This window comes from Microbulbifer halophilus (genome assembly GCF_026183675.1).
Lineage (GTDB): Bacteria > Pseudomonadota > Gammaproteobacteria > Pseudomonadales > Cellvibrionaceae > Microbulbifer > Microbulbifer halophilus.
In genome coordinates this window covers 38,948-54,755 of record NZ_JAPIVK010000012.1, presented here as the reverse complement: position 1 = coordinate 54,755, position 15,808 = coordinate 38,948, and the positions used below count along the sequence as shown (strand labels likewise).

Annotated in this window: 14 protein-coding genes; 4 read left to right on the top strand and 10 right to left on the bottom strand. The window is 57.8% G+C overall.

Going from position 1 to position 15,808, the window contains the following annotated elements:
- Window positions 1–16 precede the first annotated feature (16 nt).
- The 3 genes from OQE62_RS08195 to OQE62_RS08185 form a co-directional block, all read right to left on the bottom strand.
- Window positions 17–1,171 carry a family 16 glycosylhydrolase gene (locus OQE62_RS08195; RefSeq protein ID WP_265721531.1) on the bottom strand — a complete coding sequence of 385 codons (1,155 nt, stop codon included), beginning with the start codon at window positions 1,169–1,171 and terminating at the stop codon, window positions 17–19.
- 249 nt (window positions 1,172–1,420) lie between these two features.
- Window positions 1,421–2,575, bottom strand: a complete 1,155-nt coding sequence (locus OQE62_RS08190) for a helix-turn-helix domain-containing protein (protein WP_265721530.1) — start codon at window positions 2,573–2,575, stop codon at window positions 1,421–1,423.
- A 7-nt stretch (window positions 2,576–2,582) separates the two neighbouring features.
- On the bottom strand, window positions 2,583–4,241 hold the full coding sequence (locus tag OQE62_RS08185; RefSeq protein WP_265721529.1) for a glycoside hydrolase family 43 protein: 1,659 nt from the start codon (window positions 4,239–4,241) through the stop codon (window positions 2,583–2,585).
- A gap of 559 nt (window positions 4,242–4,800) precedes the next feature.
- On the opposite strand from OQE62_RS08185, the gene araD1 reads away from it, so the two are divergent.
- On the top strand, window positions 4,801–5,796 hold the full coding sequence (gene araD1 / locus OQE62_RS08180; RefSeq protein WP_265721528.1) for an AraD1 family protein: 996 nt from the start codon (window positions 4,801–4,803) through the stop codon (window positions 5,794–5,796).
- Window positions 5,797–6,253: 457 nt separating this feature from the next.
- Here the strand turns inward: araD1 and OQE62_RS08175 are convergent, their stop codons facing one another.
- Window positions 6,254–6,994, bottom strand: a complete 741-nt coding sequence (locus tag OQE62_RS08175) for a FadR/GntR family transcriptional regulator (RefSeq protein WP_265721527.1) — start codon at window positions 6,992–6,994, stop codon at window positions 6,254–6,256.
- Window positions 6,995–7,472: 478 nt separating this feature from the next.
- Between OQE62_RS08175 and OQE62_RS08170 the strand changes: the two genes are divergently transcribed.
- The gene (locus tag OQE62_RS08170; RefSeq protein WP_265721526.1) at window positions 7,473–8,858 is read left to right on the top strand and encodes an MFS transporter; all 1,386 of its coding nucleotides are present in this window, start codon (window positions 7,473–7,475) and stop codon (window positions 8,856–8,858) included.
- A 139-nt stretch (window positions 8,859–8,997) separates the two neighbouring features.
- Window positions 8,998–9,951: a glycoside hydrolase family 43 protein gene (locus OQE62_RS08165; protein ID WP_265721525.1), complete on the top strand. Its 954-nt coding sequence runs from the start codon at window positions 8,998–9,000 to the stop codon at window positions 9,949–9,951.
- Between the two features lie 102 nt (window positions 9,952–10,053).
- Here OQE62_RS08165 and OQE62_RS08160 read toward each other — a convergent pair whose 3' ends face one another.
- From OQE62_RS08160 to djlA, 4 genes are all read right to left on the bottom strand, one after another.
- On the bottom strand, window positions 10,054–10,920 hold the full coding sequence (locus OQE62_RS08160) for an OmpW/AlkL family protein (RefSeq protein WP_265721524.1): 867 nt from the start codon (window positions 10,918–10,920) through the stop codon (window positions 10,054–10,056).
- Window positions 10,921–11,163: 243 nt separating this feature from the next.
- Window positions 11,164–11,967: an OmpW/AlkL family protein gene (locus tag OQE62_RS08155; RefSeq protein WP_265721523.1), complete on the bottom strand. Its 804-nt coding sequence runs from the start codon at window positions 11,965–11,967 to the stop codon at window positions 11,164–11,166.
- 211 nt (window positions 11,968–12,178) lie between these two features.
- Window positions 12,179–12,484: a BolA family protein gene (locus OQE62_RS08150; RefSeq protein WP_265721580.1), complete on the bottom strand. Its 306-nt coding sequence runs from the start codon at window positions 12,482–12,484 to the stop codon at window positions 12,179–12,181.
- Between the two features lie 18 nt (window positions 12,485–12,502).
- Window positions 12,503–13,291, bottom strand: a complete 789-nt coding sequence (gene djlA / locus OQE62_RS08145; protein WP_265721522.1) for a co-chaperone DjlA — start codon at window positions 13,289–13,291, stop codon at window positions 12,503–12,505.
- A gap of 276 nt (window positions 13,292–13,567) precedes the next feature.
- Between djlA and OQE62_RS08140 the strand changes: the two genes are divergently transcribed.
- Window positions 13,568–13,924: a SpoIIAA family protein gene (locus OQE62_RS08140; RefSeq protein ID WP_265721521.1), complete on the top strand. Its 357-nt coding sequence runs from the start codon at window positions 13,568–13,570 to the stop codon at window positions 13,922–13,924.
- Between the two features lie 162 nt (window positions 13,925–14,086).
- Here OQE62_RS08140 and OQE62_RS08135 read toward each other — a convergent pair whose 3' ends face one another.
- Both OQE62_RS08135 and OQE62_RS08130 read right to left on the bottom strand, forming a co-directional pair.
- Window positions 14,087–14,323 carry a DUF5062 family protein gene (locus OQE62_RS08135; protein ID WP_265721520.1) on the bottom strand — a complete coding sequence of 79 codons (237 nt, stop codon included), beginning with the start codon at window positions 14,321–14,323 and terminating at the stop codon, window positions 14,087–14,089.
- A gap of 172 nt (window positions 14,324–14,495) precedes the next feature.
- Window positions 14,496–15,806 (bottom strand): sodium ion-translocating decarboxylase subunit beta, encoded by a 1,311-nt coding sequence (locus tag OQE62_RS08130; protein ID WP_265721519.1) that lies wholly within the window; start codon window positions 15,804–15,806, stop codon window positions 14,496–14,498.
- Between the last annotated feature and the right edge of the window lie 2 nt (window positions 15,807–15,808).

Here is a 15,808-nt window from a genome sequence, read left to right as displayed (position 1 = left end):
GTTGAATATGATTGTCTTACCACCAATAGACCGAGGCCCAGGAAAAGAGCCCGGCGCTGGCTTCAAAAACGTAGTAGTCGCCGGGATCCTTGGACGGCAGCGGCACGCCGGGGGAAGTGACGGCTTCTCCCGAGCCGTTTACTGTCACTGAGATCGAACGCCCGGAAAAATTCGCCACACCCCAGCCACGGATCGCCTCCTGCGTACGGAAACAATAAGCCCTCTGGGTATTGAAATTGCCAGAATTCCAGGACACCACCGGGCAATCGCCGTCACTTGAACCACCGGAGGACGAACTGCTACTCGAGGAACTGGACGATGAGCTGGAAGAACTGCTGGACGACGAGCTGGATGATGAGCTAGAGGATCCGCTGGATGACGAACTTGCGTCGCCGTTATCGACCGGTGGCGTACCATTGAAGCCTTCATCGCCCTCGCGGGTCATGGACAAAACCAGGTATCCATTGTCAGTCACCGCGTTGGCCGGCACTAAGTCCGCGCGGTTTTCGGCGAAGGTCCAGTCGGCCTTGCCCCAGCGACCGGTATCGAACGAATTGAAGTCATCCCGCCACTCGAAATTGAAGCCACTGCCGTTCCAGCTGTGATATTCGATCCAGTTGACGAACATATGCACAGGCAGGATGCTGTCATCCCAGGAACCAACCCAGTCGGGGTTATCCGGGGGCCAGAAGTTGAAGCGCGCCTGTGCGGGGTTGATCAGATCACCAGTCTGCCCACCCTGGGTCTCCCGAACCACCTGACCATCAACCAGCCAGCGCACCCACTGCGGCGTCCATTCAATGCTGTAGGTATGGTAGTCTTCGGCGAGGGATACACCGGCGTTGTGTATCTCCTCGGAAGTAACCCGGTTGTCCAGGCCTGTGATGATATTGCTTTGCCACGAGCGGGCACCGTCCTGACCGAAGACTTCGATATCGACCTCTTCCCAGGTCACCCCCTCCAGTTCTGAGCCATCTTTCCACAGGAAAAAATTGGAAATGATCCCACTGCCCTCGCCCGCGCGCATGCGGAATACATACTTGCCGTAGAGCTGACTGTTGTTGGTGAAAATTTCTGCAGCCTTGTATGGTTTGGCACTGGCGGCCAACGGTGAGAACGCCAGGATGGCAAAGAGTAGCGTTCGTATGACGTAAAAGGTCGATCGGATCATCACTTCTTCTCCCTAGATATTTGAATAATTTCTATTTAATTCCGAAGCAACGGCCGAGGGCCGCCCGGACGCGATTCCGGCATGCCCAGCTGTCCCGCCGGGCCCTCGACACAACCATTCGCCCGGCCGGCAACAAGACGGGGCACCGGCCAGGCAATGGTTCGGAGAGACTGGTACGGTTACTGCGGTAGGTAAAGCTGCAATTTTTGCGGAACAAAATTGAGACACACGGTACCCGTGGCGACACGGTCAACCGGTCTGGCCCGACAGGCAACGGCGCCGATACTCAGTGGGGGTAACACCGGCAAACTTCTTGAAGAACCGATTGAACGTGGCTTTGCTGTTGAATCCGGATTTTGAGGCAATATCGAGCACAGAGTCGTGACGATTCGACGGGTCAGCGAGCCCACGCTTGGCCTCCTCCACACGGTAGCTGTTGACGTACTCGAGAAAATTTCGCCCAAATCGGTGCTTGATAACCGAAGATACTTGGCGAGGCGGCAGTTCTACGTGCCCGGCGAAATCTTCTACAGTCAACCTGGGGTTGAGAAACAACCTCCCGCTTTCCATGGTTGCCAGGATCCGGTCGACATGAATCGGATCGATCGGAACCCGCTCTTCGTACTGGTCGCGTTTTTCACCCCGGCTGATGCCTTCAGAAACACCCGAGTAGGCCAGGCTGTAGAGCACAAGAGTATTGACCAGTACAAAAATCATGTAATTGCCGGCGACTCCCATCATGTCGCTGATATCACCGGGACGTAACAGGCCGAATATATGTGTGACCAGGCTCCAAACCCATGCCAACAGGAAACCACCGATCAGCAGGTGCAACCAGTCCAAGTCGATATTCGATAAACTATCTTTCAAAAAGGCGCGATGACGAACGACCTGGAAAACACAGGCTATGGCGTAGACAAGCACTATGGACTTTTGCGCTGTGACGAATATATCGTGATAGCCGGCCGTGAAAGTGAAAATTTCCAGGCCCAGAACAAGGTCACCCTGGACGGCCGCGGGATAACGATGGTAAACAAAGTACAGGTAAACCTGTGCAGCGACTGCCGGGACAAGATGCAACAGATCCAACCGACGAAAGGAATAGTCTTTGCAGATAATCGACCGGGTATACCAGTATAGCGCCGGACCTTGCAAAAAATACGCGAACCCGAAAAGAAAAAACAGGTCTGGCGATATATGGAAAACCCGATAGCGAACCGCAACGCCCCAGTAGATGAGCGTATCAACCGCAATCAGCATATTCAGAACCAGGAACATCGCCAGCAGCGGATGAGCGAGGGGCCTGACACCGCGGCGCGCCAGTAACAGCACCGAGAGAATACCGAACTCACCGGCAATCAATAGCAGGGCGACATCATGAATATTGAAGAGAACTCCCTTCATATTGAGATCACCGCCCCCGATATGTCTCCCCGTACAGAGCCAGGCCGAAATCGCCTGTTTTCGATTCGTCTCGAATCAGAGACCGATCCTGGTAAGCCGATCCCACGGAATAGCTATTCATCTTTGTCCTGCGCCAGAAAAGCGGGGCCGAGCCGCGCACTCCCTGGATCTCCAGCACATAGTGCCTTCCGGCTTTCAAGGCAGGTTGACGGGCTTCGTCCAGACGAAGCCGGAGCAGCCCCTGTGCCTGTGGCTTGTAGTTGACCTTTAGCCCGTCGCTTTCCCCCAAAAGGTTCTTTCCCGGCGTGTAGGATGGGCTGGCGTTACTTTTCACACCGCCTTCATCAATTTCATACAGAGCCAGGGTTACCGGTTTACTTTCGACGGTCCCGAACCCATCGCCGGCATACAGGCTGATTTCATGTAATTCAAAATCCACCTCCGGGCTAAATGCCTGCCCCAGGGAGGCGGCGCCGCTGTCTCCGCGGTTAAAACTCTCCGGAACAATCGCAGCTTGATAGGGGTTGGCGACAGTCTGCAGAACCGGTTTTCCTTTCCACTCGGTGGCGGCACTTGCCGTATTCTGTGTGACGTCTATATCGCTTTCTACCGTGACCAGGGGCCCCCCTGGATTGAAGATGGACGGTTGATAGCCTAAATGTGGAGTGGGCGGATGACTCACCCCTTCCCTTGTTTTCCCGATCGGTTTGATGGTTCCGTCTTTGTTATAGTATAGGTGCTCCAGGGCGACGGACCGCCTGCCCATGGCTCCCGAAACACCGTTTATCGCAAGTTTGGCGTCGTGATAAAAGAAGTACCACTGGTCCTTGTACTCCACGATACCGGGATGAATGGTGAAGCTGTTTTCAGTGCGGTCAGTGAGAATTCCTCGATAGGTCCAGGGGCCCGCAATTCGCGGGGCCATGGCGTAACATATTTTTTCGTACATATTCTGATGCGCGAAGCAGGGATAGGTCAGGTAATACAAGTCCTCGCGCCTGTGCAACCACGGCCCCTCGGTATAGTTGGGCAGGTATATTTCCCGAATGGGCCCGTCGAATTCAATCATATTGGGCTTGAGCCTGGCCAGGTACAAATGCATATTGCCCCAGGCAACCCAGGTCGTTCCATCATCATCAGTAAACACGGTTGGATCGATATCGTCCCAGTCGTGCGGGTCTTCCGGTGTGGGCGTCGTGGCATCATGGACCAGGGCGGCCCCCCTTGCATCCCTGAACGGTCCCAGCGGCGTTTCCGCGACCGCGACCCCGATGGCCTTGCCTTTGTGGGGAGGGCCATGCTCCACAGTGGTGTAAAACCAGAACTTTTCGTCCTTTTCAATCACCTGGGAAGCCCAGGCGTCCCCGACCGCCCAATCGAAATCGGTGGGCTTCATGACCGAACCGTGAAACGTCCAGTTCTTCATATCCGTGGTGGAGTAGACGACCCACTCGGTGATGTTGAACACCTGGCCTTCGCCGGCTTCATCGTGGCCAACATAGACATACAGGGTATCGCCAACAACCAGCGGCGCGGGATCGGCCGTAAAAATGTTTCTGAAGATTGGGTTTTCACCGGGCTCATACTCTTCTGAGACCCCTGATACCGCAAAGGCGGCAAGCACTGAAAGAAGCAGCAAGCTCCCAAAAGCTTTTAATTTTTTCATGGTCATCCCCATCCGGCACAATGTCGACCAATGCAGTCTTGATGGTTAGGCAGGGTGGTCGCCGGTTTTGCGACAGCGTCTTTCAGCAGGCGCCTATTCAGGTGATCGCTCTATCGGGGACACGCTCAGCCAATGCATCGTAATATCAACGGCCGCCTCTGCCGGACAAAACCCGCAGCGACACTGCTCTTCTTCGCTGTGTGCCCATTCCCTTGCTTCAACAAACCGGAAGCGTATTTGCGGTATGGTTATTATTGATTTACCGCCCAGCCATGGAGTGCTAACGCCATTGGCTAACACTGCAATGGTATCGCTACCATTTATATTCACATTGGCTAGCAGAATATGTCAATAGTATTGTATGAATAAAATGACGCCCCTACTCTGCAATGCAGCATGAGTCCGCGAAGGTATTTCGGGAGCGAAGCCTTCGGCAGGTGAGCCCCGGTATTCCGGGGGTTAATTGATTTATATCATATTGTATGATAAAAATACTCGAGTCCTTCGAATAGCGACCAGCAGCCAGCACAATTCAACACAACAGGCAGAGAATAAAGCGATGAGACTGATCCAGTTCACCTCCGAAAGCGGCCAGCGGGCGGTGGGTGCCGTGGCCGACAACAGCAGCATCGACCAGTTGGACGGTGTCGAGACCATTTACCAACTGGCGCAGCGGGCCCTCCAGAATGGCGAACCCTTGGAAACCCTGGCTCGCAGCCTGCTTTCCGACAACCGCCACGATTACCAGCGCATCGTCGATGAGGGCCGCCTGCTCGCTCCCATCGACCACCCGGAAGCCACACGCCTGATGGTGGCCGGTACCGGCCTCACCCACCTGGGCAGCGCCGACACCCGCGCGGCCATGCACGCCCAGAACAGCGCCAGCGCCGAGGAAGACCTGACCGACACCATGAAAATGTTCAAGATGGGAGTCGAGGGCGGCAAGCCAGCCGCGGGCGAAACCGGCGTGCAGCCGGAATGGTTCTACAAGGGCGACGGCGACAGCATCGCCGCGCCGGAGGCGGCGCTGGAAAGCCCCTCCTTTGCCCTGGACGCGGGCGAGGAGCCGGAGATCGCCGGCATCTATATCAACGATGCCGACGGCAATCCGCGCCGCATCGGTTTCGCGCTGGGCAACGAGCTGTCCGACCATGTGACCGAGCGCCAGAACTACCTCTACCTGGCCCACTCCAAGCTGCGCCCCTGCTCCATCGGCCCCGAGCTGCTGCTGGGCGAGCTGCCGGAGCATGTCGAGGGGGTTTCCCGCATCGTGCGCGACGGCAAAACCCTGTGGGAGAAAAGCTTCCTCAGCGGCGAGCGGAATATGTCGCACACCGTCGCCAACCTGGAAGCACACCACTTCAAATACGCCGGCTTCTGCCGCCCGGGCCATGTGCATGTGCACTTCTTCGGCACCGCGACCCTGAGCTTCGGCGACGGCATCGAGCCGCGGGACGGCGATCGCTTTGAAATCGAGGCCGAGCCCTTCGGGCGCCCACTGCGCAATCCGCTGTCTGTTGTCGAACGCAAGATTCCGGCGGTTAAACCCGTTTAACGACCTCAAGTTTCAGAGTTCAATTCCGGGAGCCGGGGCGAGGCGCGCCCCGGCTTGTGCCACCAAAATAGCCTCGACCTCCGAAACTTGAGTAACTAACAACACCCTTTTCACTTCCGCACTCTCCCTGCGAGTAGGCGATCCCTTCGGGGTCGCCCTTTTTATTTCCGCTCACAGCAACGTGTTAGCTGTCTCAAAACTTTTTGATCAAGCCCCGGAGCCGTCATCCCGGACTTGATCCGGGATCCATTGAAGGGACCCCAGCGGCCTGGATTCCGGATCGAGCCCGGAATGACGACCGTATGTAGCGAATGCGGGAATCGTCCGCTAGTACAGGAGCCTGGATAGCTGCCAATACAATGATGAGCCCCTTAATATATTCCGGGAGCACCCTGCCCCCAGATACAAAAAAGACGATCCGAAGACCGCCTTTCATCCACAAGCCGGGAAGCCGCAACTACACCGCAACATCCACATCCGAATCCCCCGGCAGGCTGTCCAGCGCCCGGTGCACGGACTTGGACAGCAGGGATTTCATCTCAAAGCGGGCGCGCTCGGAATCACCGTCGCGAATGCCGAGGAATACCGCCTTGTGGCCCGGGAGGGAGGCGACGAATTCCGACTCCTCGGAACTGCTGATACGGAACAGGCCCTTCAGCGCCGTCTTGATCGACTGGCCCAGGGAGACCATGAATTCGTTGTTGGTGGCCTGCAGGATCGCCATATGGAAATCGATATCCGTCAGGATCACATCCTCGGTGCCGATTTCAGCTTCCTCCATTGCGTAGTAGGCCTTTTCGATCTCGTCGATCTGTTCCGGCGTCGCGCGTTTGGCGGCCAGCGCAGCGGAGTTGGGCTCGATAACCTCCCGCACCTCGAACAGTGAACGCAGAAATTCCGGCGACGGCGTAGATTCAAAGCTCCACTTGAGCACATCCGAGTCGAACATGTTCCAACAATCCTTCGAGCGCACACGGGTACCCAGCTTGGGGCGCGACTCGATCAGCCCTTTCGCCGCCAGGAGCTTGAAGGCTTCACGCAGTGCAGTGCGGGAAACATTCAGCTCCTCGCCGATTTTGGCCTCGTTGGGGATATACTCGCCGGGCTCGTATACACCGCTGACAATCCGTGTGCCCAGCTCGTACGCGACCCAGGCGTGCACGCTCCGCGGCCTGCTCTCCCTGACTTGGTTTGCCATATTAAAAATGCCTTAATAAAACTGCCGAATCACGCAGCCGGGCTCCGCCAGAATGCGCTCGCCGGAAAATGATCGGAGTGCCGAATAGAGTCATCGACTGGATACTCCGGACCCACGGAGTCGCGATGCCGCTTCCTCCGCAAAGAAAATCATTCTACTACCAGCCCGGGGCCATTGGTACAGCGATTGACCTACCTTATGATTTTTGGCCTCCGGGAGGGACACACCTCGCCATCTCGCGGCCTTGCATGCCGTCAGATACCTCGCAACAGGCCGCTACCGCGACAGATTCCGGACATTCGGTCGACTTCAGAATGTGCGATTTTGCGCCACTTGTGCTCTTATGAAGGCAAATTATCGAGTCCGGGCGTAGTGCATCCGCTTTGACATTAGTACTACAATAATATATATATCGCAATTGCTCGATAACAATAAGCGGGTCGGCAGGCGGCCCCGGCGATAGATGGGAAATATAACAATGCAGTCCAGCAAGCTTTCCGCATTTGAAAAAGTCGGCTTCGGGGCCGGTGATATGGCCGTCAACGTGATGATTGCGGCCATGTTTTACTTCATGCAGTACTTTTACACGGATATTTTCGGTCTCAAGCCCGCCCATGTGGGAACCCTGTTCCTGGCCGCACGCTTTGTCGATGCCCTGAGCGACCCGCTGATGGGGCTGGTGACCGATAAGTTCAAAAGCCGCCACGGCCGCTTTCGCCCCTACTTCCTGTATTTATCCATCCCCTACGGCTTCGCCGTCTGCCTGCTGTTCACCACGCCGGATTTCGACTACAACGCCAAGCTGGTATGGGCCTACCTGACCTATCTGTTTGCCACCCTGATGTTTACCGGCATCGCCATTCCGTACATTTCCTATATCGGGGTGCTGACCAGCGATCCGCAGGAGCGCCTGTCGGCCAACGGCTATCGCATGTTCTTTGCCAAGATCGCCAATGTGGTGATTGTCGCCTCGGTGCCCGAACTGGCCCAGTGGTGGGGCGGAGGCGATTCCGCCAAGGGCTACCAGTTGGCCATGGGCTTCATGTCGCTGGTGGGCGTGGGTCTGCTGATGATGTGCTTTTTCACCACCCGCGAGCGGGTGGAGCATGTGGTGGACAAAAAACCGCTGGGCGAACAGGCGAAGCTGCTGCTCAAGAACGACCAGTGGCTGGTGCTGGCGGGGGCCTGCATGCTGGGCACCATCGGCTACGCCCTGCGCGGCGGTGTTGCCTTTTACTACACCATCTATTTCCTGGGTGGTACCGAGTCCATGGCCGCCAAGTTCACCAGCGCCGGCATCGTTGCCTCCATCGCCGCCATGGTGGCTTCCACCTGGATCACCAAGCGCTTCTGCAAGGTCAAGCTGTTCGGCTGGTCCCAGCTTCTCCTGGCGGCCATCAGTGCCCTGATGTTCTTCGCCGTGGCCCCCGGCGATATCGTGCTGGCGTTTGTACTCTACTTCATCTTGTCCTTCGTGGCGGACCTGCACGCCCCCATTTTCTGGTCCGCTATCGCCGAGGCGGTGGACTATGGGGAGGCCAAGACCGGCAAGCGCGTATCCGGCCTGGCTTTCGGCGGTATCTCCTTTTGCCAGAAGGCGGGTACAGGCATAGCGGGCTTCATTACCGGCCTGCTGCTCACCTATTTCGGCTACCAGGCCGGCGAAACCCAGAGCCAGTTCACCATGACGGGGATCGCCCTGACGCTGACGGTAATCCCGGGCCTTTTCCATTTCCTGCTGGGCCTGTTGATGCGCAGGTACATCATTACCGATGACTACTACCACCGTCTGAAGGAAAGCGGGGCACTGCCGGCGGTAAAAGGCGATGCCGGGAGTGGAAGCGTGGCTCCAACGGCCTCTTGACGAAATAGAGTGGCAAGGTGCGTACAGCGCACCCTACCTGAAAAAGCATTCGTGATTTCAAAGGGGCCTGTGGAAAGGCCCCGACAAGGCTACCGCCCAGAGGCGGAAGATAAATCCTGAAGTACCGCGGAGAATTATTGTGAGTGAATCATCCCCACTGCTGCAGCCGCTGATCGAACAGCGCGCGGATCCCTTTATCTACAGGCACAGTGACGGTTTCTACTATTTCATCGGCTCGGTGCCGGAGTACGACCGCCTGGAACTGCGCCGTTCGCAAACCCTGGCCGGCCTGGCGGAGGCGGAAAAGGTCACCGTGTGGCGCAAGCCGGGTAGCGGACCCTATTCCGACCTGATCTGGGCGCCGGAGATCCACTATGTCGACGGCACCTGGGCCATTTACTTCGCCGCGGCACCGTCGCGGGAAATAAAGGATGACCTCTTTCAGCACCGCATGTACGCGGTCACCACCACCGCCGCCAATCCCCTGGAGGGCGAGTGGGAGTTGAGCAAAGTGGATTCCGGTATCGATACCTTCTGCCTGGATGCCACCAGCTTCGAGCACCGCGGACAGCGCTACTACCTGTGGGCGCAGAAGGGGCCGGATATTCCCGGCAACTCCAACCTGTATATCGCGCGCCAGGACTCGCCTACCAGTATTTCCAGCGAACCGATATGCCTGACCATACCGGAATACGAGTGGGAAAAAATCGGCTTTGCCGTGAACGAGGGGGCAGCGGTCATTGTGCGCCACGGCCGGATCTTTATCAGTTACTCGGCCAGTGCCACCGACCACAACTACTGCATGGGCCTGTTGTACGCGGACGAAGACGCCGACCTGCTGGATCCGGCAAGTTGGAGCAAATCGCCGGAGCCGGTTTTCCAGAGCTGCCACGAGCGCGGTATCTACGGCCCGGGCCACAACAGCTTTACCGTATCGGAAGACGGCGAGCGGGATATCCTCGTCTACCACGCGCGTACCTACACCGAGATCGAGGGCGATCCGCTGTGGGACCCGAACCGGCACACCTACATCAAGGAATTCGGCTGGTCCGAAGACGGCATGCCGGTATTCGGTAGCCCGGCCGAGCCCTGAACCGGGCATTGCATATCGGGCCGATGTCCATTCTTCGGCCCATCACACAGATAAAAGAAAAGGCGCCGAAGCGCCTTTTCTTTTCTGCAGAGCAATCAGAGATCAGAAACGGTAGCCGATGCCAAGGTTGTAAACCCAGGGATCGAAATCGAAGTCTGTTCTCAAAGCCCTGACTGCCGTGTCGGCAAAGAAGCTGTCATGATCGACCCGATAGTGCATATCGGCTTTGACTTCGGTGTCCAGGTACATGACGGCAGCGTTAACCAGCCAGTTGCTGTCGCGGCCAAGCATGATATCCACACCGATCTGGCCAGCCCAGCCCCAGTCGTCTTCGTAACGCACGCGGCCGTCGAACGGCTCCGAGGCGCCGGCGAAGTCAACCAGGAGGTCCGAGACCGGGCTCCGGATATTGTGGTTGTCAAAATCGGTGTAGTGGGCACCGATACCGATATAGGGCTGAATCCAGGATTCCGGACATACCGGGAACCAGTTCGCCATGGCGAAGCCGGACCAGCGATCCAGTCTGCCGAGGCGCAGGCTCTCCTCCCCGACGACCGCAAACTCTCCACCACCCGCATCAATAACATCCACTACCGGGGCACGCAGGTCGAGATCGTGTTCCGACTTGCCGATATAACCCAACTCGATCATGAAGTGGTCCGCCGGCATGAAGCCCGCGGTGAAGTTCCAGGTGGTATCGTCGTCGAGCCGGTAGCCCGGGCGACCAAATTCTTCCACGAGGACTCCGTCGACAAACAGCGGATCCTCGAAATTGAAACGGCCTTTGTCATCATCGGGATCGACAAACGATGCGCCGATACGAACCACGCCGGTTCCCGCGGAGTAAACCGGGTCGGGGCCGGAAGGTGCCGGCGGAGCATAACCGGAAGGACCGGCCAGCGCCTGGTGCGACCCCACGGCAGCGGAAACAGCTATTGCCAGAGGTGTCAGAACGCGCGTCATTTTCATAGGTAGAACTCCATTGATATTCGGCAAATTGAACAGCAATTGACCCAATCATATTCAAGTCTAGACACGCAGAAACGGGAAGAGTGAAAAAATGTCCAAGATGAGATAAAAATTAGAAATTTAATGTAACCTTGGCGGGGTAATTTACATCCCGATCACCGGTGAAACTCTCAAAAAAATTTCACAGAAAAAAGGAACAAAAAGTAAAGGGCGCCGAAGCGCCCTTACTCAAGAGGTGAGAGATCAGAAACTGAACTTGTAGCCAACGCCCAGGTTGAAGACCCAGGGGTTGTAGCGGTAGTCGCCGGAATAATCGAGAAGAACTTCCCGACCGAACTCCGGGCTATCGGCGAAAATGCTAAAGTCCATTTCGGTTTCCGAGTGTACATACTTGGCCGCAGCGTTGACCAGCCAGCTGCTGTCCTTGCCGAATACCCAGTCTACACCGACCTGCCAAGTGTAGCCCCAGGAGTAACCCAGGCCGAAATCACCATCCAGCTCAAAGCCTTGGAAATCCGCCGGGTCCACGCCACGGAACAGCCTGAACCGTTCATCGTTGAAATCGGTATAGGCGAGACCTACGCCGATGTAGGGCTGGAACATGCAGCTGGGATCCAGCGGATACCAGTTGACGGTGGCCGTTGAGATATCAGCTTCGTACTTTCCGATACGCTCGCCGTCCACATCAAAGAAACCCCGGCCGCGGTGACGGTGTCCCAGGTGGTCATCACCGGCGATGTAGTTGAGCTCCAGCCCCCAGTGGTCGATGGGGATCCACAGACCACTCAGGTTCCAGCCCCACTCTTCGTCCGGGTCCACATTTGCGCGAAAAGCATCGCCGAACAGAGCGGCATCAAGCGAATCGTTGGCAAAAGTCACATCGTCGCTGAGGGGGTTGATATAGGAAGCACCAATGCGGGCAGCCACCGTGCCCGCCCCGTACACGTCCTGTGCCGGGGCCGGCGGTTGGTAACCGGAGGGACCGGCCACTGCCGCAGTGGAAAATGCTGCCAGTGCCAGGGGGGAGATTATGCGCGTCATCTTCATAGAGAAAAACTCCATTTAAAACATCCAAACCATCGAAGAATCACTCATCGATTATTTTTTAGTCTAGACACGCTCCTCCGACTTTTAGAAACAAAATTCCAAAAAAACCGCACAATGAGGCCAGAGTTCAAAAAAAAGGCGCCAAAGCGCCCTTTTTTCGGTAACCACTGGTGGGCAAACCAATAAACATGGCGCCCCTTCCGACAGAGGATTATTTTTTCCCGCCGCCGAGGCATTCGGGGCTGGCGGGCGCTTCCCCCTCCCACTCGCCGGGGCTGAAGGTGTGCAGCGCCAGCGCGTGAATCGGCCCGGCCATTTCCTCCGCCAGTGCGCCGTAAACCTTCTGGTGGCGCTGCACTTTGCGCAGCGGGGTAAAGGCATCACTCACCAACACTACCCGAAAGTGCATCTCGGAACCGGCCGGCACATTGTGCAGGTGGCTCTCGCACTGCACGTCGATATGTTCGGGTGCGAAGGCTTCGCGCAGCTTGTGTTCAATGGTGTTCGCAAGACTCATCATGTACCTCTATCCAGGTCAGGTGGTGGCGGCTGCTTTGCGCTTGCGCGCCTCGACAATGGTGTCGTAGGCCACGGTGATACTTTTCATCTGGTCTTCCGCATGGCGCATGAATTCCTCGGGCAGGCCCTTGGAGGCAATCTTGTCCGGGTGGAATTCCGCCGCCTTGCGCCGGTAGGCCAGTTTCAGGTCGCGGTCGCTGGTGTCCGGGGTACACTCCAAAATCGCGTAGTGCTGTTCCAGGCTTGCGGAGGAAGACCCCGGCGCCGCGGCGCGATCGAACTCCCCCTGCATGGCCGCGAAGACGGAAGCATGCAGCCCCAGGTATTCCGGAATCCGCCGCAGTATTTCCTCTTCGCTCGCGTGCAGCTCCCCATCGGCATAGGCCACCGCAAACAGCACCCGGTAGACCATCTCGCGCATCGCCCGGTTGCGCACCAGTTGCCGATACTGCTGGGCGTAGTCGTAAATGCTGTACTCGTCGGTCTTGGCATTCTCGAAGATCTTAATCGCCTGCTTGCGATCTTCGGCGGACAGGCGCAGATTGTTGCGCATGAAGTCCTCGATAAACCGGACTTCCGCTTTCGACACCTTGCCGTCCGCCTTGGCCATTTTCGCCAGCATCGAAAACAGGGTGACGATAAATACCGCCTGGGCCCCATCGCGGTTAAGCTGGCCGGCGGCGCCCGTCACCCGCTGCAGGCCGGAACTGAAGGAACTGCCGATCCAGGCCCCCAGCGCCGCGCCGATGGGACCGCCAAACATCATGCCGATACCGGCCCCGATACCCGCGCCCAACCAGGACATAGTCTCTCCTCCGGGCGCCGGTCCGCGCCCACTCGATAGTAAAAAAACGCGCCTATGATACCACGCGCACCGCTCTGACCGGGCACAAGGCAGACCGATCAGTCACGACCATGGTGAGACTGCGGGAAACAGACAGTACACGCGGCGGGCGCCGCGCCGGTTGCGCCGTCCCCAGCCTGTCTTGAGCGGCTCGCCGCGAAGCGGCTATGCCATACTTTCTGCAGAAATTACAGCTCTTCGAGGTGGTGAACCCACCTGCCTGGCCGGAGCCACCGTATGCTGAAAATGGACCAAGTCAATGAAAACCGGGTACTGACCATCACTGCCAGCGGCACGCTGACAGCCGACGACTACCGGCAGCTGCTACCGGAGCTGGAGAAAAAGCTCGATGAGTACGGCCAGTTGCGGTTCTACATAAAGCTGGAAGATTTCGATGGCTTCGAACCGGGCGCGATTTGGGAAGACCTGAAATTCGATCGCGAACATGCCGATCAATACGGCAGAACCGCAATTATCGGCGAGCAGAAATGGGAGGAATGGGGAACCCGTTTTTCAGGCCTGTTTATGAATGCGGAAATACGCTTCTTCTACAAAGACCAGCAGCTCGAGGCCTGGGACTGGGTGAATCGCTGAAAAGGGACTGCACAACCGCATGGCACTGAGTCAAGCCGGTGCCCATCATCCGCAGCTTTGATGGGCACGCTTCGCTTTGCCCATCCTACGAAAACTGCCGTACCGATCCTCAACCCGGTGCCATTCACTGTTGAGATTCTCCTGCCCGGCCCGGGCCGGCATTCAATCCAGGCGAGAGGCCCAGATCGCCAATTTGTGACGCATGGTGAGCTGGGACACCTGGTCTTCCGGTATCGGCTGTATCACCTTGTCGTGCACCAGCAGCCGGTAGATATACTCGACTTTTTCCGTCGCCGAATCCGTGGCTTCGAACTCCACTACACCGCGCTTTTCACCGTATTTCACGCCGGCGGCAATGGCCTTTTTTACCAGCTCTTTTTCGTTTTTCAGTTTTTTCACGGACTCCCTCCCTGCTTGCGCAGTGGTATTCCTCTACTACACCCCGCTCCGTCGCGGGGCGAAGATACGATACAAAAGATAGTACAGCGACACAAAACCGGAAACGAAAAAAGGCGAGCCAGACAGCTCGCCTTCCGTATCAACACAGTAGTCAACACAACAGCCAAGGGGATCAGCCGGTCATGCTGCGCACCATGGTGATCATCACGCCGGCCGCCACCGCCGAGCCGATCACGCCGGCCACGTTCGGGCCCATGGCGTGCATCAGCAGGAAGTTGTGCGGGTTGGATTCCAGGCCCACCTTGTTGGACACCCGCGCGGCCATGGGCACCGCGGAGACGCCGGCGGAACCGATCAGCGGATTCACCTTGTGCTTGCTCACCAGGTTCAGCAGTTTCGCCATCAACAGGCCGCAGGCAGTGCCGATGGAAAAGGCGACGATACCCAGCGCCAGGATGCCCAGGGTCTTCGGATCCAGGAACTTGTCCGCCGCCAGCTTGGAGCCCACCGACAGTCCGAGAAAGATGGTGGTGATATTGATCAGCGCGTTCTGGGCGGTATCGGACAACCGCGCCACCACACCGCACTCGCGCATCAGGTTGCCGAAACAGAACATGCCCAGCAGCGGTGCCGCGTCCGGCAGGAACAGCGCCACGAGGATCAGCAGCAACAGCGGGAAGGTGATCTTCTCGCGCTTGCTCACATGGCGAAGCTGCACCATCTCGATTTTGCGCTCTTCCGGCGTGGTCAGCGCGCGCATGATGGGCGGCTGGATCAGCGGCACCAGGGCCATGTAGGAATAGGCCGCCACCGCAATCGCCCCCAGCAGTTCCGGCGCCAGCAGGCTGGAGACATAGATGGCCGTGGGGCCGTCGGCGCCGCCGATGATACCGATGGCGGCGGCGTCGGCGATGGAGAAATCCATGATGCCGGCCACCGAAAGGCCCACCGCGCCCAGCACCGTGGCGAAAATACCGAACTGCGCCGCGGCGCCCAGGAAGAGGGTGCGCGGATTGGCCAGCAGCGGGCCGAAATCCGTCATGGCGCCCACGCCCATGAAGATCACCAGCGGCGCCGCACCGGAGGCGATGGCCACGTTGTAGAAGTTGTACAGCATGCCGTTGCTGAAGCCGCTGTCGATCGCCAGTTGCGCGGCCTGGGTTTTGACCGCCGCCGGTGCATTGGCCAGGGCCTCTTTTACGGCGTAGACATCGCCGCCGTCGACACCGAGGAGCTGCGCCATCTGCAGCAACACGCCGCTGTCGCCGGACACGATGGCCGTCTCCGCCGCCGACAGCGCCAGGTCGGCGCCGGGAATATTGGCGAGAATGCCACCGAAACCGATGGGCACCAGCAGCAACGGCTCGAAATTCTTGCGAATGGCGAGAAACAGCAGCAGCAGTCCCACCACGATCATCGCGAACTGGCCGGACGCCATCTGGTAGACGCCGGACGACTGCCACAGGTTGATCAGATTATCCACAG